Source organism: Micromonospora chokoriensis (assembly GCF_000718555.1).
Lineage (GTDB): Bacteria > Actinomycetota > Actinomycetes > Mycobacteriales > Micromonosporaceae > Micromonospora > Micromonospora chokoriensis_B.
Window position 1 is genome coordinate 166,299 of sequence record NZ_JOAN01000012.1, and the last position, 21,157, is coordinate 187,455.

At 71.7% G+C, this 21,157-nt stretch carries 15 protein-coding genes and 1 pseudogene; 5 read left to right on the top strand and 11 right to left on the bottom strand.

Going from position 1 to position 21,157, the window contains the following annotated elements; all coding sequences use genetic code 11:
• Window positions 1-174 precede the first annotated feature (174 nt).
• The 10 genes from IF46_RS0117860 to pcaF form a co-directional block, all read right to left on the bottom strand.
• Entirely contained in the window at window positions 175-726 is a 552-nt protein-coding gene (locus IF46_RS0117860; RefSeq protein ID WP_030489496.1) for a pyridoxamine 5'-phosphate oxidase family protein, read from the bottom strand.
• A 47-nt stretch (window positions 727-773) separates the two neighbouring features.
• A complete protein-coding gene (locus tag IF46_RS0117865) occupies window positions 774-1,505 on the bottom strand; it encodes a gamma-glutamyl-gamma-aminobutyrate hydrolase family protein (protein WP_030489497.1) in 732 nt (243 codons plus the stop codon).
• On the bottom strand, window positions 1,502-2,269 hold the full coding sequence (locus tag IF46_RS0117870) for a 3-oxoacyl-ACP reductase (RefSeq protein ID WP_030489498.1): 768 nt from the start codon (window positions 2,267-2,269) through the stop codon (window positions 1,502-1,504). Before IF46_RS0117870 ends, IF46_RS0117865 begins: the two co-directional genes overlap by 4 nt.
• 5 nt (window positions 2,270-2,274) lie before the next feature.
• Window positions 2,275-3,630, bottom strand: coding sequence for an aldehyde dehydrogenase family protein (locus tag IF46_RS0117875; protein WP_030489499.1), 1,356 nt, complete (start codon window positions 3,628-3,630; stop codon window positions 2,275-2,277).
• Window positions 3,631-3,741: 111 nt separating this feature from the next.
• Window positions 3,742-5,106, bottom strand: coding sequence for a glutamine synthetase family protein (locus tag IF46_RS0117885; RefSeq protein ID WP_030489500.1), 1,365 nt, complete (start codon window positions 5,104-5,106; stop codon window positions 3,742-3,744).
• 126 nt (window positions 5,107-5,232) lie between these two features.
• Window positions 5,233-6,819 carry an amino acid permease gene (locus IF46_RS0117890; protein WP_030489501.1) on the bottom strand — a complete coding sequence of 529 codons (1,587 nt, stop codon included), beginning with the start codon at window positions 6,817-6,819 and terminating at the stop codon, window positions 5,233-5,235.
• A 377-nt stretch (window positions 6,820-7,196) separates the two neighbouring features.
• Window positions 7,197-7,697, bottom strand: coding sequence for a DUF456 domain-containing protein (locus tag IF46_RS0117895; protein ID WP_030489502.1), 501 nt, complete (start codon window positions 7,695-7,697; stop codon window positions 7,197-7,199).
• Between the two features lie 4 nt (window positions 7,698-7,701).
• Window positions 7,702-9,888 (bottom strand): putative bifunctional diguanylate cyclase/phosphodiesterase, encoded by a 2,187-nt coding sequence (locus IF46_RS0117900; protein WP_036392416.1) that lies wholly within the window; start codon window positions 9,886-9,888, stop codon window positions 7,702-7,704.
• A 4-nt stretch (window positions 9,889-9,892) separates the two neighbouring features.
• Window positions 9,893-10,705: an SAM-dependent methyltransferase gene (locus IF46_RS0117905; RefSeq protein ID WP_030489504.1), complete on the bottom strand. Its 813-nt coding sequence runs from the start codon at window positions 10,703-10,705 to the stop codon at window positions 9,893-9,895.
• Window positions 10,706-10,755: 50 nt separating this feature from the next.
• On the bottom strand, window positions 10,756-11,961 hold the full coding sequence (pcaF, locus tag IF46_RS0117910; protein WP_030489505.1) for a 3-oxoadipyl-CoA thiolase: 1,206 nt from the start codon (window positions 11,959-11,961) through the stop codon (window positions 10,756-10,758).
• Window positions 11,962-12,067: 106 nt separating this feature from the next.
• On the opposite strand from pcaF, the gene IF46_RS0117915 reads away from it, so the two are divergent.
• The 4 genes from IF46_RS0117915 to IF46_RS0117930 all read left to right on the top strand — a co-directional run bounded on the left by IF46_RS0117915 (window position 12,068) and on the right by IF46_RS0117930 (window position 16,300).
• Window positions 12,068-13,033, top strand: a complete 966-nt coding sequence (locus tag IF46_RS0117915; protein WP_030489506.1) for a glutathione S-transferase family protein — start codon at window positions 12,068-12,070, stop codon at window positions 13,031-13,033.
• Window positions 13,026-13,706 (top strand): DUF998 domain-containing protein, encoded by a 681-nt coding sequence (locus tag IF46_RS0117920; RefSeq protein ID WP_030489507.1) that lies wholly within the window; start codon window positions 13,026-13,028, stop codon window positions 13,704-13,706. The genes IF46_RS0117915 and IF46_RS0117920 overlap by 8 nt, the downstream gene beginning before the upstream one ends.
• Before the next feature lie 168 nt (window positions 13,707-13,874).
• A complete protein-coding gene (locus tag IF46_RS0117925; RefSeq protein WP_030489508.1) occupies window positions 13,875-15,167 on the top strand; it encodes a dicarboxylate/amino acid:cation symporter in 1,293 nt (430 codons plus the stop codon).
• A 68-nt stretch (window positions 15,168-15,235) separates the two neighbouring features.
• Window positions 15,236-16,300 (top strand): NADH:flavin oxidoreductase/NADH oxidase, encoded by a 1,065-nt coding sequence (locus IF46_RS0117930; protein WP_030489509.1) that lies wholly within the window; start codon window positions 15,236-15,238, stop codon window positions 16,298-16,300.
• A gap of 84 nt (window positions 16,301-16,384) precedes the next feature.
• Here the strand turns inward: IF46_RS0117930 and IF46_RS0117935 are convergent, their stop codons facing one another.
• Window positions 16,385-19,981 (bottom strand): ATP-binding cassette domain-containing protein, encoded by a 3,597-nt coding sequence (locus tag IF46_RS0117935; protein WP_030489510.1) that lies wholly within the window; start codon window positions 19,979-19,981, stop codon window positions 16,385-16,387.
• 975 nt (window positions 19,982-20,956) lie between these two features.
• Between IF46_RS0117935 and IF46_RS0117940 the strand changes: the two are divergent.
• A pseudogene (locus IF46_RS0117940) lies at window positions 20,957-21,157 on the top strand (hypothetical protein); the annotation flags it as partial.

Below are 21,157 nucleotides of genomic sequence, written 5' to 3' on the forward strand. Positions count from 1 at the left end.
CGTACCCCGCGACCGTTGATCTCCCCCGCCGTGCTCCGACTTGTACCCCAGGGGACCAGCAACGTAACGCATCACGGCGCGTGGACGCTGGTTATGTACGTCTGCGCCGTCGCGCATCGGACAGTGCAGGTGGGCGACGGCGTACGACAGCGTCGGCCGGAGCGCCCCGACGAGTCAGAAGACCGGCAGCCCATCGATGCTCGCCGCGTTCTTCGTGGCCCGGTATTCCACCAGGTCGTCGGCGCTGCGGCGGGAGTGTGAGGTGAGTAACAGGTCGCGTTCGGCGCGGAAGTCCATGAGTGGCACCGCGTAACCGCAGGAGTCGCTGACCCGCTCCACCTCGACCGTGATCACCGCGCGGACGGCGTGCACGTCCGGTGGTGCGGGAAACTCGGCGAGCCGATCGGCGAAGGCATCCTCGGTCACCGCCACGCTGGTGCCCCGCCCGTGCAGCCGGACGATCTTCGGCGGCCCGTCGAAGGCACAGAACATCAGCGTGATCCGGCCGTTGTCCCGCAGGTGGGCGATGGTCTCCGCCCCACTGCCGTGATAGTCGAGGTAGGCCACCCGGTGCGGGCCGAGGATCACGAACGTGCCCCGCATGCCCTTCGGCGACACGTTGACGTGACCCTCGACGCCGGACGGCGCGGTCGCCACGAAGAAGAGCGGCTGGGCGACGATGAAGTCACGCAGTCGACCATCGATCTCCGGATATACCTTGCCCATGCGCCGATCCTCCCACCGGCCGCGCCGACGGGCGGGGGCGACGTACGTCACACCGGTTGGTGCCGCGCCGCGGTCGCGACGACCGGCGGGCGTCGACCGGCCGCCTCGACCAACGCGGTGATCGGGCGCGGGTCCGGCTCGTTCTCCGGATGCCACTGCACCCCGAGCACGAACGGCAGGGCCGGGTCTTCCACCGCCTCGACCACGCCGTCCCCCGCCCAACCGGTCACGGTGAGCCGGCCCGGATCGGCGATCGCCTGGTGGTGGTAAGAGTTGACCTGGTCGACCCCCGCCAAGACCGACGCGGCCAGACTGCCCGGCGCGAACCGCACCGGGTGGGCCCCGTAGACGCCGGGCGCCGGGCGGTGCGCCTCGTGTCCCACCACGTCGGGCAGGTGCTGGTGCAGGGTGCCGCCGTACGCCACGGCGAGCAGCTGCATCCCCCGGCAGACACCGAGCACCGGCAGCGCGGCGGCGAGCGCCGCCGTCAACAGGGTCAGCTCGCCAGCGTCCCGATCCGGCCGATCCTCGGTACGCGGGTCGGGCGGCTGGCCGTACCGCCCTGGGCCGACGTCCGCGCCACCGGCCAACAGCAGCCCGTCGAGGACGGCCACCACGTCGGCGTCCACGTCGTCCGGTGGCAGGACCACCGCCCGGCCACCCGCGGCGGTCACCGCCCTCGTGTACGCCTCCGGCACCAGCACTGCCCGCACACCCCGCCAGGCGGCCCAGGCGGCCGGCTCGACGTACGCGCTGACCCCGATCAGCGGCCTCCTCATAGGGGAGTGACGTAGGCGCCCGTGATGCCGCCGTCGACCACGAACTGCGCGGCGGTCATGAACGAGGCGTCATCGCTGGCCAGGAACGCAACGGCGGCGGCGATCTCCTCCGGTTGCCCGAAGCGGCCCATCGGCACGTGCACCAGCCGACGGGCGGCCCGCTCCGGGTCGGCGGCGAACAGCTCCAGCAGCAACGGGGTGGCCACCGGGCCGGGGCACAACGCGTTGACCCGGATGCCCTCGCGGGCGAACTGCACGCCCAACTCCCGGGTCATCGCGAGCACCCCGCCCTTGCTCGCGGTGTACGCGATCTGCGACGTCGCCGCACCCATCAGCGCCACGAACGACGCGGTGTTGATGATCGAGCCCTTGCCCTGCCGGCGCATGTGCGGAATGGCGTACTTGCAGCACAGGTAGACGCTCGTGGTGTTGACCCGCAACACCCGCTCCCACGCGTCCAGCCCGGTGTCCAGGATCGAGTCGTCGTCGGGTGGTGAGATGCCGGCGTTGTTGAACGCGATGTCCACCCGGCCGTGCCGGTCGGCCACCCCGTCGAACAGGTCCCGCACCGCCGACTCGTCGGCCACGTCGGTGGCCACGAACTCGCCACCGCACTCCTCGGCGGCCTTCGTGCCAGCCGCCGCGTCGATGTCCACGCAGACCACCCGGGCCCCCTCGGCGGCGAAGCGCCGTACCGTGGCCAACCCGATACCGCTGCCCGCTCCGGTGACCACGGCCACCCGGTCCTGCAACCGACCCTGCACTGGCGTCACTCCTCTGTCGAGATGAACACGTTCTTGACGTCGGTGAAGGAGTGCAGCGCGTCCGGGCCCAGCTCACGGCCGAGCCCGGAGCGCTTCATCCCGCCGAACGGGGTCCAGTAGCGCACCGAGGAGTGCGAGTTGACGCTGAGGTTGCCCGAGTCGACAGCGCGGACCAGACGGAGGGCACGACCCACGTCCCGGGTCCAGATCGAGCCGGAGAGGCCGTACTCGGTGTCGTTGGCGAGCCGGACCGCGTCCGCCTCGTCGTCGAACGGAAGCACCGAGACGACCGGGCCGAAGATCTCCTCTCGCCAGTGCCGGTCGGCTGGCGAGTCGGCCAGCAGCACGGTGGGCGCGTGCCAGAACCCGGGGCCGTCGGGGCAGGAGCCGGTGAAGGCGACCTTGGCCCCGGTGACGTAGCCGGCGACCCGGTCCCGTTGGGATGCGGAGATCAGCGGACCCATCTCGGCGGTGTCTCGGGACGGGTCCTCGACCCGTACCGCGCGTACCGCCGGTTCGAGCAGTTCCAGGAACCGGTCGTACACCGGACGCTGGACGAGGATCCGCGACCGTGCGCAGCAGTCCTGGCCGGCGTTGTCGAAGACAGCGCCCGGCGCGGTCGCGGCGGCGCGCTCCAGGTCGGCGTCGGCGAACACGATGTTCGCGCTCTTGCCGCCCAGCTCCAGGGTGAGCCGCTTCACCTGGGCGGCGCAGCCGGCCATGATCCGGGTGCCGACCTCGGTGGAGCCGGTGAAGCAGATCTTGCGGACCGCCGGGTGGCTGACGAACCGCTCCCCCACCACGTCGCCCGCACCCGGGATCACGGTGAAGACGTCGTCGGGCAGGCCCGCCTCGCGGGCCAGCTCAGCGAGGCGCAGCGCGGTGAGCGGGGTCAACTCTGCGGGTTTGAGCACCACGGTGTTGCCAGCGGCGAGCGCGGGGACGAACCCCCAGGCGGCGATCGGCATCGGGAAATTCCAGGGCACGATCACGCCGACCACGCCGAGCGGCTCGTGGAAGGTGACGTCCAACCCGCCGGGCACCGGGATCTGCCGCCCGGTCAGCCGCTCGGGGGCGCCGGCGTAGTAGTCCAGGACGTCGCGGACGTTTCCGGCCTCCCACCGGGCGTTGCCGATGGTGTGCCCGGAGTTGCGCACCTCCAGCGTGGCCAACTCGTCCAGATGCGCGTCGACGACGGAAGCGAACCGCCGCAACAACCGCCCCCGATCCCCCGCCCCCACCCGACGCCACCGCTCGAATGCCCGAGCCGCCCGTTCGATGGCCGCGTCAACCTCGTCCAGGGAGGCCCCAGAAACCTCCCGAAACCCCACCCCGCTAGAGGGGTCAACCACGAGCGTCACCAGCCCCACCCCGCCCCCGCCTCGTCGATCATGGAGTTGTGGTGCCCCACGAAAGCCACGATCCACCTCATACCGCCCACCACAACTCCATGATCGACGCCGACAGGGGTCTTAGAGACGTTCGAAGCCACGGGTTAGCTCCCAGTCCGTTACTGCGGCGTCGAAGGCGGCCAGCTCCACCCTTGCCTGGTTGGCGTAGTGGGCCACCACCTCGGGGCCGAACGCGTCCCGGGCCACCGTGGACTCCTCCCAGAGGGCCAGGGCGTCGCGCAGGGTGCCGGGAACACGCTCGGCCTCCGGGTCGTCGTACGCGTTGCCGGTGCACTCCTCACCCAACTCCAACTCACCGTCGATGCCGTGCAGCGCACCGGCGACCAGCCCGGCGATCGCCAGGTACGGGTTGACGTCTGCGCCGGGCACCCGGTTCTCCACCCGCATGCCCTGCCCGTGCCCGACCACCCGCAGCGCGCAGGTGCGGTTGTCGACGCCCCAGCGCAGCGCCGTCGGGGCGAACGATCCCGGCTGGTAGCGCTTGTAGGAGTTGATGTTCGGGGCGAAGAGCAGGCTGAACTCCCGCATGGTGGCCAGCAGCCCGGCGAGCACCCGCTGCCCGGTCTGCGACAGGTGCGCCGGCCCGTCGCCGAGCATCGCCGACGAACCGGAGGAGTCGCGCAGCGAGAAGTGGATGTGGCAGGAGTTGCCCTCACGCTCGTTCGGCTTGGCCATGAACGTGATCGCCATCCCCTCCTGGGCGGCGATCTCCTTGGCGCCGTTCTTGTAGATGACGTGATGATCCGCGCAGGCCACCGCCTCGTCGTACCGGAAGGCGATCTCGTGTTGCCCGAGGTTGCACTCGCCCTTGGCGCTCTCCGGGGTGAGGCCCGCGCCGGCCATCTCGGTGCGGATCCGGCGCAGCAGCGGCTCCACCCGGGCGGTCCCGAGCAACGAGTAGTCGACGTTGTACTGGTTGGCCGGGGTGAGGTCGCGGTAGCCGCGCTGCCAGGCGTCCTCGTACGAGTCGCGGAACAGCACGAACTCCAACTCGGTGCCGGCGTACGCGCTCAGCCCATGCTCGGCCAGCCGGTCCAACTGCCGACGCAGGATCTGCCGGGGCGAGGCGACCACGTCGCCCGACCCGTCGAGCCAGGTCAGGTCGGCCAACAGCAGCGCGGAGCCGGGCTGCCAGGGCATCCGGCGCATCGTGGCGAAGTCCGGCACCATCGCGAAGTCGCCGTAGCCGCGTTCCCAGCTCGACATCGCGTACCCGTCGACGGTGTTCATGTCGACGTCCACGGCGAGCAGGTAGTTGCAGCCCTCGCTGCCGTTGGCCACCACCTGGTCGAGGAAGAAAGGCGCGTGGAACCGTTTGCCCTGCAACCGGCCCTGCATGTCGACGAGGGCCAGCACCACCGTGTCGATCTCACCGTCGGCGACGGCGACCCGCAGTTGTTCCAGCGTGAGCGGAGCTTTCCTCATTCGCGGGCCTCCATCACCAAGGTCTACTGGCAAACCGGATCACCGTCAATGCCCCCGGCGGCGAGGGCCGCAAACCCGAGGGCCACCCGGCGGGACGGCAGCACGGCCCGTCCCGCCGGGTGCCGATCAGACCGGGCCGTCGACCGGCGCGGGGTCGGCCGCCGCCGCCGGCTCTTCGACGGTACGGACCGGGCCGGTGAACCACTTCCGGGCCGAGACGTACCACCAGACGGCGACCACCAGCAGCACCCCGCCGACGGCGAGCGGCGCGTAGTTCACCGCCGACCAGGTGAACCCGTCGTTGCCGGGCACCCCGGCGGGCACGATCGGCAGCACGAAGTAGACGGCGATGATCGCGATCTCGATCACCGCGATCCAGCCGAACAGCTTGTACTTGCGGCCGAGCGTCCACGGGCCGGGGACGAACCGGTCGCCCATCCGCAGCCGCAGCGCGATCGGGATGAGGAAGGACAGGTAGAGCCCGAGCACCGCGACGGAGACCACCGCGTAGAAGGCGATCGGGATGCCGTCCGCGCTTTCGTAGAGCGCCGGGAGGGTCAGCACCAGGCCGGCCAGGGCGGCGCCGATGATCGCGTTGACCGGGGTGCCGTTGCGGTCGACCTTCGACCACAACCGCCAGCCGGGTACGGCCCGGTCCCGGCTGAAGGCGTACGCCATGCGGCTCATCGAGGTCACGCAACTCATGCCACAGAAGAACTGGCCAATTGTGGAGATGATGATGACGATCTTGAAGAAGACCGGGGTCAGCGCGGACTCGAAGATCGCGCCGGAGAAGCCACCCGCGGCGTTGATCGCCTCGACGTCGGTGGCCGCGAAGAGGAACGCCAGCAGCAGGATCCAGCCGCCGACCGCCGAGTAGAAGATCGACTGCCAGAGTCCGCGGGCCGCGGCCTGGGAGGCGCCCCGGGTCTCCTCGGAGACGTGCGCGCAGGCGTCGAAGCCGGTGATCGTGTACTGGGTCAGCAGGAAGCCCAGCGGCAGCACGTAGAACCAGAACGTCAGCCCGCCGATGTCCCCGTCACCGAAGCCGGAGTTGTTGAACCGCTCGGTGAACACGAACTGGAAGCTCTGGTGGTTGTCGGGGACGAACACCAGAATGGCCACCACGACGGCCGCGCCGGCCACGTGCCACCAGACCGAGACGTTCTGGAGCACGTCGATGATCCGGTGCCCGAAGATGTTGATCAGCCCGTGCAGCACCAGGATGATCACGAAGAGCATGAACGCCTGACGCAGCGTCCCGGCCCAGCCGTCGAAGAGCGCCGACAGGGTGAGGTTGAGGAACGTCGCGCAGCCGTAGTCGACCGAGGCAGTGACCGCCACCAGCCCGATCAGGTTCAACCAGCCGGTGAACCAGCCGTGCACCGGGCGGCCCATGGTGGCGGCCCACCAGTAGATCCCACCCGCGGTCGGGTACGCCGACACCAGCTCCGCCATGCAGAAGCCGATGATCAGGATGAACAGCGAGATCAGCGGCCAGCCCCAGGAGATGGCGACCGGTCCACCGTTGTTCCATGCCTGACCGAAGGTGGTGAAGCAGCCGGCCAGGATCGAGATGATTGAGAACGAGATGGCGAAGTTGGAGAAGCCACTCCACTTGCGGCGCAGCTCCTGTTTGTAGCCGAGTTCAGCGAGCCGTCGGGCGTCGTCGTCCATCGGATGCTCGGCGGTCGGCACGGGCGTCGTGGCCACTGCACACCTCCCTGAGGTGGTTCCGCGTGCGAGTGCGCAAAGTGTCGTCCCAGCCGATCAAGGCGGTCAATACATAGTCGGTGGGAATCTCACCGCCGTCGGGCTAATTGCGTTGCCGTCGGACCACTCGGGCCCGCATCCTTGACCCCGTGACCAGCCCGTTCGCGACGGGCCCACCCCGGGCACTCGGACCGCCCGGACCGCGGCGGCGCGGGGCACACCTCTCTCTCCGTACGGCGCTCCGCCGTGCCCGACAAGTGCCCCGCGCCCTCCCCCTCCTCCTTTTCCCCGTTGATCAAGAGGTTTGCGTCAGATTTCAGGCCCCGGCTGACCGAAACCTCTTGATCACCGTGGGGAAGCCGAGGAAGGGCAGCGGGTCACGTCAGGAGCAGGCCGGCCAGCCACAGCCCGGCAATGACCAGGCCGGCGGCGAACTCGACAAGCATCGACAGACCGGCGGCCTTCAGGGCCTGGACGGTGGACGGCCAGGCTAGCTGGTTGCTGCCCAGCCGGAGGCGTTCGGCCGCCCACACCCCGGCGACGAAGCCGAGCACCAGACCCACGACCGGCACCACGAAGAACCCGATGATGCCGAGCACCCCGCCGGCGAGCAGCGTGGACGTCGGCACGCCGGTGCGCTTCAGGTTTCGGCCGGGCCACGCGTACTTGATGACCATGGCACTCGCGGCGACCAGGGTGGCGACGGCGAACACCGCCCAGCCACCCACGCCGGCACCGCCGAAGGTCGCCCAGACCAGCACACCACCCCAGCACAGCGGCAGCGCCGGCAGGCCGGGCACCACCACGCCGGCCAACCCGGCCAGGATTGCCAGCCCGGCCACCACGGTCACCACCGTCTGCGAGTCCGTCAGGCTCACGCCGTCACCCTCCGTTGCCGCGTAGCCGGGCGGTGATCGTGTCGACCGGGGCTGGCGCGCCGAAGTATCGGCCCTGCCCGGTGTCGCAGCGCAGCGCCCGCAGCCGTTCCGCCTGCACGCCGGTCTCCACCGCCTCGGCCGTGACCCACAGCTCCAGGGCGTGCGCCAACCGGACCAACGCGTCGACGATCCGTTCGTCGCGGTGATCGGCCACCACGTCGGTCCCGTCCGCGCGGATGCCCTCGACGAACGGGCCGGCGAGCTTCAGGGAGTGGATCGGCAGCCGCCGCAGGTACGCCAGATTCGAATATCCGGTGCCGAAGTCGTCCACGGCCAGCCGGACGCCGAGCGCGGCGAGCCGGTGCAGGCTGCGCAGGGGCTCACCGGCGCTGCCCATCACGGCGCTCTCGGTCAACTCCAGTTGCAGCAGCTCGGCGGGCAGCCCGCTGGTGTGCAACGCGTCGGCCACGGTGCCCACGATGGCCGGATCGTCGGCCTGCCGGGCGGCCAGGTTGACGCTGACCACCAACCGGGCCTCCGGGAACTCCCGCCACCACCGTTCGGCGTCCGCGCAGGCCTGCCGCAGCACCCACTCGCCGAGCCGGACGATCAGGCCGGTCTCCTCGGCGAGGCCGATGAACCGGTCCGGCCCGATCAGGCCCAGCTCCGGGTGCTCCCAACGGACCAGCGCCTCCACCGCGAGCATGGTGCCCTCCAGCAGCGACACGATCGGCTGGTAGTGCAGCACGAACTCGCCCCGGTCCAGGGCGGCGGGCAGCCCGGCGACCAACGCCGAGCGGGCGATGTCCCGGGCGCCGCGCTCGGGGTCGTAGACCGCCCACCGACCCCGGCCGGCCGCCTTGGCCCAGTAGAGCGTGGTGTCCGCGGCCTTCATCAGCTCGGACGCGGTGGTCTCCGAGGCGGGGCACTGCACGATGCCCACGCTGGCGGAGACGGCCAACTGGTGCTCACCGACGTGGACCGGCGCCGCGACGGCGGCCAGCGCGGCCTCCGCGACGGCAACCGGGTCGTCGGTGTCGTCGCCTCCGTCGACGAGGATCACGAACTCGTCGCCTCCCATCCGGGCGACCAGGTGCCCGTGGTCGGCCACGCACGCGGCCAGCCTCCGGCCGATCATCACCAGTAGCCGGTCACCGAGGTCGTGGCCGAGACTGTCGTTGATCGCCTTGAAGCCGTCCAGGTCGAGGAAGCACACCCCGACCCGCTGCCCGGCGCCCGCGGTGTCGAGCACCCGCCCCAACGTCTCGAAGAACAGCGTCCGGTTGGGCAGCCCGGTCAACGGGTCGTGCAGCGCCTGGAAGCGCAGCCGCTGCTGGAGTTCGTACCGCTCGGTGATGTCCTCGATCATCGCGACGGTGAATCGCGGCCGGCCCTCGTGGCGGATCAGCGAGACGGCCAGATCCGTCCAGACCACGGTCCCGTCCTTGCGGTGGTAGCGCTTCTCCACCCGGGCCCCGTCGTGCTTGCCCTCGAGCAGCTCGTGGTAGAGCTCCCACATCCCGGGGGCGTCCTCGGGGTGGCACAGCGCCGCCACGTTGGTGCCCCGCAACTCTTCGATCGCATAGCCGAGCATGTCGGCGAATGCCTGGTTGACGTCGATGATCCGACCGTCCACGCCGGCGATCCCGATCCCGATCGCGGCACCGGTGAAGACCGCCCGGAACCGGGCCTCGCTCTCGCGCAGCGCCTGCTCGACCTCGTCGCGCGCCTGCCAGGCCGACCGGGCGATCCGCTCCTGCTGAGTGAAGGTGCGGTCGCGCAGCGCACGCGCGAAACCGGCAGCCAGCCCACCCTGCATCGCCGCGATCCGGTCGGCGAGGTCGGCCGGCCGGTCGCCGTCGCCCAGGACCCGACCCCCGAAGGCCGCACCGAGCGCGTGCAGCGTCCAGTCCAGGGCCAGCGGCTCGGTCAGGTGCGCCTCCACCAACGCCCGCCCGACCTCCTCGGCCGGTTGGGCGGTGAACGGCTCGGCTCGTACCACCTGGGCCAGCCGGATCGTGTGCGCCAACAGCAGCCGCTCGGTCTCGGCCACGCTGAGCGGCACGAAACTGAGACGGCGTACCGCGCGGGCCCAGTCGGCGGCGTACCCCTGGGCGTCGGCCCAGTCGGCGGCGACCCCTGCGTCGGCCCGGCCGGCGGCGACCCCGGCGGGGTCCGGGACGGCGGCCACGAGATCAGCCGGCGGGCTGGTCGTATCGGGCGACGCCCCCGAAGGCGCCGAACCGCTCCGGGTGCTCGTCCACGTCGGACGGTGAGTCGGGACGCCAGAGCGGCATGTGCACCACGCCCGGGTCCACGATGGTCCAGTCGCCGAAGAAGCCGGTGACCTGCGCACGAGAGCGCAGGGTGATCTCGGTGGCCGTCCGTGCGGAGAGGCGTTGGGCGTCCAGCATCTCCTGCGGCTGATCCTCGAAGGTGGAGTGCGAGATCACCAGGAAGCTGCCCGGCGCGGCGGCGTCCCGCAGGGTGGCCAGGATCTCCTCGGGCCGGTCGGCGTCCGGGATGAAGTGGACCACCCCGGCCAGCAGGATGCCCACCGGCCGACTGAAGTCGATCAGCCCGAGCTGGCGGGTCTCGGCGAGGATTCGCTCCGGCTCCCGCAGGTCGGCGTGGATCACCCCGGTCAGCTCGTTGCCGGTGAGCAGCTCCCGGCTGTGCGCGACGGCCACCGGGTCGATGTCTACGTACACCACGCGGGCCTTGGGGTTCACCCCCTGCGCCACCTCATGCACGTTGCCCACAGTGGGAATGCCGGAGCCGATGTCGAGAAACTGGTCGATGCCGGCGTCGAGCAGCGCCCGGACGGCTCGGCGCAGAAACTCCCGACCGGAGCGCATGGTGGCGGCGAGATTCGGGGTCATGCTGGCGATCTGCTCGGCCAACTGCCTGTCGATCTCGAAGTTGTGCGCCCCACCCAGAAAGTAGTCGTACACCCGGGCCGCGCTCGGCCTGGTCAGATCGATCTCGGTCGGCAGTCTGTCCGGCATCAAGGTGCTCCCCAGTTCCTCGCCGCGCGGGTCGTGTGGTGTGGACCACTCTAGGCGGCTGACTCCAGCAACAGGGAGATGCCTTGACCGACACCGACGCACATGGTGGCCAGCGCCCGGCGACCGCCACGACGGCGCAGCTCCAGGGCGGCGGTCAGCGCCAGCCGCGCGCCGCTGGCACCGAGCGGGTGCCCGAGCGCGATGGCCCCACCGTTCGGGTTGACGTGCTCGGCGTCCACCGGCAGCCCCAGCTCACGCAGCACCGCCACGGACTGCGCGGCGAACGCCTCGTTCAGCTCCACCACGTCCACCGCACTCAACTCGACGCCGACGCGGTCCAGCAACTTACGGGTGGCCGGCACCGGGCCGATCCCCATGATCCGGGGCGGCACACCGGCCGCCGCCGCGCCACCGATGCGGGCCAGCGGGGTCAGGCCGTACCGGGAGACCGCCGCCTCACTCGCCACCAGCAGCGCGACCGCGCCGTCGTTGACGCCCGAGGAGTTGCCGGCGGTCACCGTGCCCCCGTCGCGGAACGGGGTGGGCAGCGCGGCCAGCTTCGCAAGCGAGGTCTCCCGGGGGTGCTCGTCGAGGGTGACCAGCCGGGTCTCCCGGCGACCGGCTGGCACGGAGACCGCCACGATCTCCTCGGCGAAGCGGCCGTCGGCCTGCGCCTTGGCCGCACGCTGCTGCGAGCGGTACGCGAAGGCGTCCTGCTCGGCTCGGCTGACGCCGTACTCGGCGGCCACGTTCTCCGCCGTCTCCGGCATCGAGTCGATCCCCCACCCGTCGCGCATCAGCGGGTTCACCAACCGCCAGCCCAGGGTGGTGTCGTACACCTCGGCCGAGCGGGAGTACGCAGACGTCGCCTTCGGCATCACGAACGGCGCCCGGCTCATGCTCTCCACCCCACCGGCGATCACCAGCTCGGCGTCCCCGGCCACGATGGATCGGGCAGCGGTGGCCAGCGCGTCCAGGCCCGAGCCGCAGAGCCGGTTGACAGTGCTGCCCGGCACCTGCTCGGGCAGGCCGGCCAGCAGAGCCGCCATCCGGGCCACGTTGCGGTTGTCCTCGCCGGCCTGGTTGGCGCAGCCGAGCACGACGTCGTCCACCCGTGCCCAGTCCACCGACGGGTGGCGGGCGACCAGCTCACGGATCACGTGCGCGGCCAGGTCGTCGGGGCGTACGCCGGCCAGCGCGCCCGCGTACCGGCCGATCGGGGTGCGGACACCGGCCACCAGGTATGCCACGGTCATCGCGAGTCCTTAGGGGTGCAGACGGCGGGGGGTGGGGCCGCCCACCGGGGTTGGGTGGGCTGCCGGGCGCCAGGATATCCGCGCGTTCAGCGGATAGGTTGACGGCATGACCCGGGCACAGTTCGGCGCAGAGACCAGCGGCGGTGGCGCGTTCGTCCGTCAGCCCAACCGCTTCACCGGCCGGGTCACCCCGGACTCGACCGCCCTGCCCGGCGGTGGCCCCGACGAGCAGGGCCGCTGGCCGTTGGAGGCCGGCAGGTACCGCCTCGTCTGGTGCCGGGCCTGCCCGTGGGCACACCGCGCGAAGATCGTGCGCGGTCTGCTCGGGCTGGACGACGCGATCTCGCTGGGCACCGTCGACCCGATCCGGGACGAGCGGGGCTGGGCGTTCGCCCTCGACCCGGACGGCTTCGACCCGGTCCTCGGCGTCAGCTTCCTCTCCGAGGCGTACCTGGCCACCGACCCGGACTACACCGGCCGGGTGACCGTGCCGGCGCTCGTCGACACGCTCACGGGTCGGGTGGTGACGAACGACTACCCGCAGCTCACCCTCGACTTCTCCACCCAGTGGCGGTCGCTGCACCGGGCGGGGGCGCCGGACCTCTACCCGGAGGCACTGCGCCCCGAGATGGACGCGCTGATGGCCGAGATCCACACCGACGTGAACAACGGCGTCTACCGGTGCGGGTTCGCCACCTCCCAGGAGGCGTACGACGAGGCGTTCCGGGCGCTCTTCGCCCGGCTGGACGCGCTCTCCGAGCGGTTGGCCGGGCAGCGCTACCTGATGGGTGACGCGATCACCGAGGCCGACGTGCGGCTCTTCACCACGCTTGTCCGCTTCGACGCCGCGTACCACGGGCACTTCAAGTGCAACCGCAACAAGCTGACCGAGATGCCGGTGCTCTGGGCGTACGCCCGGGACCTGTTCCAGACGCCGGGCTTCGGCGAGACGGTGGACTTCGACCACATCAAGCGGCACTACTACGGCACCCACCGGGAGATCAACCCCAGCGGCATCGTGCCACTCGGGCCGGACGAGTCCGGCTGGAGCACGCCGCACGGGCGTGGTTGAGCCAGGTCGGCCCGGCGCCCCGACCGTGCCGAGGGCCCGCGGCGACATCGCCCGCCGGGTCGCCGGGTCCGCCGCGGTCGGCTGCGCCCTGGCCGGTGCGGTGGCGGTGACGCTCGCCGTGGTCGCCGGTCCCGGTTCAGGGCTCACCGGGTACGTCAGCGAGGCGGGCATCGCCGACACCGGCCACGCCGCGACGTACCGGCTCGGGGTTCTGGCCCTTGCCGGCGCGTTGCTGCTGATCGGCGCGGCGCTGCCCCCCGGGGTGTGGGCGGCCCCAGGGCTGCTCGCCGCCGGGGCTGTGTGCACCGCCGTGTCCGGGGTGGTGACCTGCTCCGACGGCTGCCCGCTGCCGCCGTTCGAGCGCACGACGGCGGCGGATCTGGTGCACGGCGGCGCGAGCATCGTGGCGACCGCGGCGGTGGTCTTCGCCATGATCACGCTTGCCGTGTCCGGGCCCGCCGGCCCGACGGTGCGTCGGCTGGCCGGCGTGGCCGCCGCGCTGACGCTGCCGCTCTGCGTCACGGTGGGGCTGGCGATGCTCGTCATCGGCCGGGGCCCGGTGGTGGGGGTGCTGGAGCGGTTGATCCTCGCCCTCACGGTGCTGTGGGGGGTGACCACCGCCACCGCGCTGGCTCTGTGTAAGGGGCCTCACGCCGATGGGTCCTTCCGGTGAGCGGGAATCGAGGTATCGTCGGCCCGCGATGACCAACGTCTGGGACCTCACTGTCCGCCTGTATGTCGATCTCCGACTGCAGGCCAGTGGCATCTGTCCGGGCTAGCCGCGTACCTACGCCTGCCCCGATCGGACCGGACAATTGGATACATCCCCATGCCCTTCAGCCTGCGCAAAATTCCCTTCTCCGTGCAGATCCTGCTCGGCCTCGTGCTCGGCGTCGCACTGGGCTTCCTGGCCCGCAGCAACGACCTGAGCTGGCTGACCACCACCCTGCACACCGTCGGCGGCCTCTTCGTCCAGCTACTCAAGCTGGCCGTGCCGCCGCTGGTCTTCACCGCCATCGTGGTCAGCGTGGTCAGCCTGCGCGGCGTCGCCAACGCCGCCCGGCTCGCCCTCAAGACCCTGCTGTGGTTCGGCATCACCGCGCTGATCTCGGTGAGCATCGGCATCGGCCTCGGCCTGCTCACCAACCCGGGCAAGGGCGTGACCCTCGACCTGGGCGGCGCGGCGCCGCCGAAGAACACCGGCTCGTGGACCGACTTCCTCACCGGCATCGTGCCCACCAACCCGGTCGGCGCGTTCGTCGAGGGCAACGTCCTGCAGATCGTCTTCCTCGCCGTCGTCATCGGTGCCGCGGCCCTGCTGGTCGGCGACGCCGCCGAACCGTTCGTGGCGCTGAACCGCTCCCTGCTGGAGATCGTCCAGAAGGCGCTCTGGTGGGTCATCCGCCTCGCCCCGATCGGCACCCTCGGCCTGATCGGCAACGCCGTCGCCTCGTACGGCTGGGACCTGCTGGCCCCCCTCGCGAAGTTCACCACCGCCGTCTACGTCGGCTGCGCCATCGTGCTCTTCGTGGTCTACCCGCTGGTGCTGATCCTCGCCGGCCGCCTCAACCCGCTGCGCTTCTTCGCCGGCGCCTGGCCGGCGATCCAGCTGGCCTTCGTGTCCCGCTCCTCGGTCGGCACCATGCCGGTCACCCAGCGCTCCGTCGAGCGCCTCGGCGTGCCCCGCGAGTACGCCTCGTTCGCGGTGCCCTTCGGCGCGACCACGAAGATGGACGGTTGCGCCGCCATCTACCCGGCCCTCGCCGCGATCTTCGTGGCCCAGGTGTTCGGCGTGCACCTCGGCATCGGCGACTACCTGCTCATCGCCTTCGTCTCGGTGGTCGGCTCGGCGGCCACCGCCGGCCTGACCGGCGCGATCGTGATGCTCACCCTGACCCTGAGCACGCTGGGCCTGCCGCTTGCCGGCGCCGGCCTGCTGCTGGCCATCGACCCGATCCTGGACATGATCCGCACCGCCACCAACGTGGCGGGGCAGGCACTGGTGCCGACCGTGGTCGCCGCCCGCGAGGGCACCCTCGACCGCGCGGCGTACGAGTCCGCCGGCCAGCGTGACCTGACCGACCCGGAGCCGGTCGTCGACACCCGGCCCCAGCTCGACCCTGTTCCCGCCTGATCAGTTCACCCAACGACGACGGGCCCCTCTCCCCGGGGGCCCGTCGTCGTGTCGGAGAGGATGACCACATGAGTTCCCTGTTCACACCCCTGGCCCTGCGCGCGGTCACCCTGCCCAACCGGATCGCCCTGGCGCCGATGTGCCAGTACTCCGCCGGCCCCGACGGTCTGCCCACCGACTGGCACCTGATCCACCTCGGCAGTCGCGCGGTCGGCGGGGCCGGTCTGGTGCTGACCGAGGCGACCGCCGTGCTCCCCGAGGGCCGGATCAGCCCGCAGGACACCGGGCTGTGGTCCGGTGCGCACGTCGACGCCTGGCGACCGGTGACCGCGTTCGTCGCCGCCCACGGCGCGGTGCCGGCCGTGCAGCTCGCGCACGCCGGATTCAAGGCCTCCACCTACCGGCCGTGGGCATCCGAGCGCGGCGGGGTGCCGGACGCCGAGGGCGGCTGGACGCCCGTCGCCCCCGGCGCGGAGCCGTTCACCGCCGACTACCGGACGCCGACCAGCCTCGACGAGGCCGGCATCGCCGGTGTGGTCGAGGCGTTCGCGGCCGGTGCCGCACGCGCGCTGGACGCCGGCTTCGCCGCCGTGGAGATCCACGCCGCCCACGGCTACCTGCTCAACGAGTTCCTCTCGCCGCTGACCAACCACCGCACCGACTCGTACGGCGGCGACCGGGCTGCCCGGATGCGGCTCACCCTGGAGGTGGCCCGCGCGGTGCGCGCCGCGGTCGGTGAGGACGTGCCGGTGCTGACCCGGATCTCCGCCACCGACTGGGTCGAGGGCGGCTGGACGATCGAGGACAGCGTGGTGCTCGCCGGTGAGCTGGCCGGCGTCGGCGTCGACCTGGTCGACGCGTCCTCCGGTGGGGTGAGCATGGACCAGCGCATCCCGCTCGGCCCCGGCTACCAGGTGCCGCTGGCCGCGCAGATCCGCCGCGAGGCCGGCGTACCGACCGGCGCGGTGGGCCTCATCGTCGAGCCTGAGCACGCCGAGCAGATCATCGCCGGCGGCGAAGCCGACCTGGTGCTGCTCGGCCGGGAGTTGCTGCGCGACCCGTACTGGCCGCGCCGGGCCGCCGCGAAGCTCGGCGTCGCCTACTCCGGACCCGCCCAGTACGCCCGCGCCTGATCCCGCCGGTGGGGCGGCTGCCATGCCGGCAGCCGCCCCACCTTCAGTCGCACCCGGCGTCAGCGCTGGTGCTCGGCCCGGCGTTCAGCCGGCCAGGTGCGACCAGTCGCCCTCCAGGTCCTGCCAGGTGCCCTGGGCCGCCACCGTGCCGCCGAGCAGCACCACCACGTGGTCGGCCCGGACCAACGCCGCGCGCTTCGCGGTCGAGCCGACCACCGTCACCCCGTGGTCGCGCAGCGCCTGCCACAGCGCCAGCTCGGTGGTGACGTCCAGCGCCGACGACACGTCGTCGGCCACCAACAATTCGGTACGCGGTGCCAGCGCCCGGGCCAGCGCCAGCCGCTGCAACTGCCCGCCGCTGAGCCGGGTGCCCTTGTGCCCGATGAGTAGCCCCAGCCCCCCGCCGGCGGCGGCCAGGTCATGGTCGAGCTGGGCGGTGCTGATCGCCCCGGCCGCGTCCACCTGGTGCCCGAGGGCGATGTTGTCGGCCACCGTGCCGGAGAGCACCCGGGGCAACTGACCGACGTAGCCAACCTGGTTGGGACGCAGGAACAGCTCCGGCTCGGTGACCGGGTCACCGTTCCAGGCCAGCTCGCCGGTGTGGTGCACGATCCCGGCCAGCGCCCGCAACAGCGAGGACTTGCCCGACCCCACCGGCCCGACGACAAGCACCAACTGCCCCCGCTGCACGGTCAGGTCCACACCGCGCACGGCCACCGCGCCGTCGGAGTGCACCACCCCGAAGTCACGCAGCTCCAGGCGGCGCAACGGATGCCGAGGCGGCATGGTCGGCGCGGGCGCCGTCCCGGCGGTCAGGTCGACCTCCGGCACCCCCGCGGAGTACGTGCTCACCCCGGTCATCGCCGCCGTGCGCCGGGTCCAGACCCGCGCCGAGGGCAGCTGCGAGATCAACGACGCCGTCGTCCAGGCAAACCAGCGGGCCGCACCCAGGGTGGAGACGGCCACCAGCACCGCCCCGGCGGAGAGCGAACCGTTCAGGTAGAGCGCCCAGGCGCCGATCGGCAACAGCCCGCTGGCCATCGACGGCGTCGAACGCGCCCACACCTGCACCGAGATCTCCCGCCGCTGCCGGTCGCTGCGCAGCACGTCCAGGCCCGCCAGGTGGCGCAGCACCGCGGTGGTCGCGCCGGCGAGCTTCACCGTCCGCGCTGCGGAGAGCGCCGAGACCAGCGCGGTGGCGAAGGAGGCCCGCGCCGCCACCGTCGCCCGGGCCGCACGCTCCAGCTTCGGCCCGAACAGCGTCGCGGCCAGCCCGGAGACGACCATCGTGCCGAGGAAGAACAGCCCGGGTACGACACTGCCGGTGACCGCCGTCATGGCGACCACGAGCACCAGCGCGACGGCCTGGTCGAGCACGTTGTCGGCGAGCTGCACCACCCGCTCGGTGTCCCCGCCCTGCGCCACCACCTCGGCCGGGGTGTGCGAGCTGACCCGGCGCGGCCCGGTCTGGCCGTGCACCAGGCGCAGCCCGATCCGCAGCATCTGCCGCACCCACCACTGCGGGAACCAGACGTGCGTGTAGAACGGCAACGGCAGGGTGATCAGCAGCCCGGCAACGATCCCCACCGCCGGCAGGTACGGGCTGCCCGTCCCGTCGACCAGGTCCGCCCAGAGCCAGGGCAGCACCGGGCCGTCCAACCCAAGCAGGCTGAGCCCGAGGAACAGCACGATCGCGGCCGCCCCGTACCGGGGATCGTTGGTGCAGAGTCGGAAGATCTCCCGCAGCGTCCGGGCCGGTGGCACCGGCGGCAGTGGTGGCGGGTCGGCGCGGGTCGGCGCGAGGGTGCCCTGCGTGCTGTCCGGCGGTGTCTCCCGCGTGGCCTGCCCATTCGGCTCGGCCCGCGTGGGTGCCGGCTCATTCGGCCAGGCGGCGGCCTGCTCATTGAGCGCGACCGGCTCGGTCGGCGGCTCGGTCGGCCAGGCGTCGGCCGGGCCGGGGCCGACCAGCAGGTCGGTGCCGACGCCGGAGCGACCGGCCGGGGCCACCGTGGCGTACGCGGCGGCGTGGCTGGTCGCCAGCAGTTCGGCGAAGCGCGTCGACGTCTCCAGCGGACCGGCCTCGACCACCGCGCCGTCGGCCAGGACGACCACCTCGTCACAGCGGCGCACCGAGGAGAGTCGGTGCGCGATGACGATGCCGATCCGGTCGCGCAGCAGTCGTTCGGTGGCCCGCTGCACCCGCGCCTCGGTGACCGGATCCAGCCGTGCGGTGGCCTCGTCGAGGATCACCACGTGCGGCTCTCGGACCAGGATCCGGGCGAACGCCACCAACTGCTCCTGACCGGCGGAGAGCACGTGCCCGCCCTCCCCCAGCCGGGTCGCCAACCCGTCCGGCAGCTCGGCGATCCAACCGGCCAACCCCAACTCGTCGAGCGCCCGAGCCGCCGCGTCGAGCAGCTCCGGGTCGAAGAGCGCGACGTTCTCGGCGAGCGTGCCGGCCAGGATCTCGGTGCGCTGCGGCACCAACGCCACCCAGCGACGTAGCTGCTCGACGTCGAGGTCACACAGGTCGGTGCCGCCGAGGAACACCGTGCCCGGCGGCACGTCGACCGCCCGGGTGAGCACCTTCGCCAGCGTCGACTTGCCCGAACCGGTCCGCCCGATCAGCGCGTACGAGCGACCGCGCGCGAAGGTGAGGCTGAGCCCTCGCAGCGCCGCCCCCCGGTCACTCTCCTCGTACCCGAAGGTCAGATCCCGAATGCGCAGGTCACCCTCGCTCGGGCTGGCCCCGCCGACCGGTTCCTGCCGAGCCTTCTGAAGCAACTGCACCCGAGCCCACGCGCCGAGCGCCTCCTGGATCTCCGGCACCATCCGGCTGACGTGTTCCGCGGTCGCCCCGAAGGCCAGGGCGAGCAGCCAGATGGCGGTGAGCCGGGCGGCGTCGATCCGGTCGGTGGCCAACGCCCACGCCCCGCCGAGCACCACCGCGCCGATACCAGCCCGGATCGTCGCGGTGGCCGCCGTCGCCACCCAGGCGGACAGCACCCAGACCACCCGGCCCCGGGACAGCACGGCGGCAGCCCGCCGGGCGTACAACCGCAGCACGTACGGCCGGGCCAGACTGGTGCGTACGTCGTCCTGGCCGTGCACCGCCTCCTCCATCACGGCGGCCAGGTCGGACCACGCCTCCTCCTCGGCCATCCGGGCCGGGCTGATCCGCGCCGTGGGCCGGCGCAGGCCGACCGCCAGCACCACCGTGAGCAGCAGCATCGCGATCCCCGCAGGCCACCACACGAACAGCGCCACGACCATCGACAACAGGCCGACGCAGAGGCCCTGGGCGAGCCGGGTGCCCTGGTTACGAATTGCCGACGCCACCTGATAGACGTCCCCGTCGATCCGGTCGAGCAACTCGCCCACCGGGGTGGTCTCCAAGGTGGGCAGGTCCTGCCCGAGAGCGACGCGACAGAGCCGGCGGCGCACGTCGGCGGACCAGTCGGCGGTCAGACCGGCCATCAGCAAACTCACCGCGAGGTCGCTGAGGACCACGGCGACCAGGGCTGCGGCCAGTACGCCGAAGAAACCGGCCGAGCGATGCACCAACACCGCGCCGGCCAGCGCCGAAGCGCCCGCCTGCCCCGCAGCGCCCAACACGATGAGGACGGCCACGATCGTCATACGACGGGTCGAGGTGCCCCACAGATCACGGAGCAGGCGCATGGAAAAGTCCTCCGGAACGTGGGTGGCGGAGACCTCAGCCTGCCGGCACGAACCCGTCAACTCAACCGATTTTCCGGCCCTGAGCAGGGCATCCACCCAGTTCGCTCAATAGTTACGACCCGCCACCAGAGCACCCCCGCCCGCAAACCTCGTCCCTCGCTCGGCGGCGGTGACGATGGACCGCCGGACGCCGCCTCGGCGTGGGTGCCCCCAACCAGAGATCCCCTTGCGGGCGTTTTATCCGGTTCGGTGGGCTCCACCGGACGGCGACACTTCTTGATCGACTCGACTTCATTGAAGTCGGGGCATCAGAGCGCACCGGATGCCCCGACTTCCTGGAGGGCGAGTCGATCAAGCGCGGATTGGTGGCCTGTGGGGTCGAACCTGAGGCCATTGGGCAATTTTGTCCGGCTTTGGGGTCGGCGAGACTGGGCGGCGAGTCGGCCGCCGGGCGGTTTAGGGCGGTTTGGGGCTGTGACCGGTCGCACCCGTGGGCTGGAATCATGGCCGGGCCGGGGTCGTTACACATCCTGACGATCGCAGCACCACGGCCGACCACCCGCCCCCTCGGGGGTTGGGATGCAGGCCCCGCGGGTTGGAATGCCCACCCCCGCCCGGTCGTTACAGTCCCCACGAACGACCGACCGGCACCGCCGTGATGTGGGTGCCGACGGATCGGGCCTCCCCGGAATGACCCCGGCCCCCCGGTCGTTGCACCCCCCACGACCGACCGGCTACCGCCTCGATGGGCCGACCCCGGAATGACCTCGGTCCCCCGGTCGTTACATCTGGACCCGGCGCCACGAGCCCCCCGCTTGGCGGTCGCCGACCCTGGCGCCACGAGCCCCCCGCTTGTAGGCCGCCACCCCCAAAGACTTTTTCCTTGTGTTGTTGCAGCGCCCGACGAGGTGCTCGACACCCTGCCGCTGTTCCCCCTTAGCGGCCCGGGTGTTCTACCCCCGAAGGAGCTACCCCATGAACACGATCATCCGTAAGAGCGTTCTGTCTGTTGCTGGTCTCGCGTTCGCCGGTGGCGTCTTCGCCGGTCCGATCGCCGCGCACGCCGCCACCCCGGCGGTGGACGCCAAGCCCGTCTCGGTGGCGGTGCAGGCTGACAAGCCCGACATGAGCAAGTTGATCCCGCACGGCACCCAGGGTGACCAGTCGCGGATCACC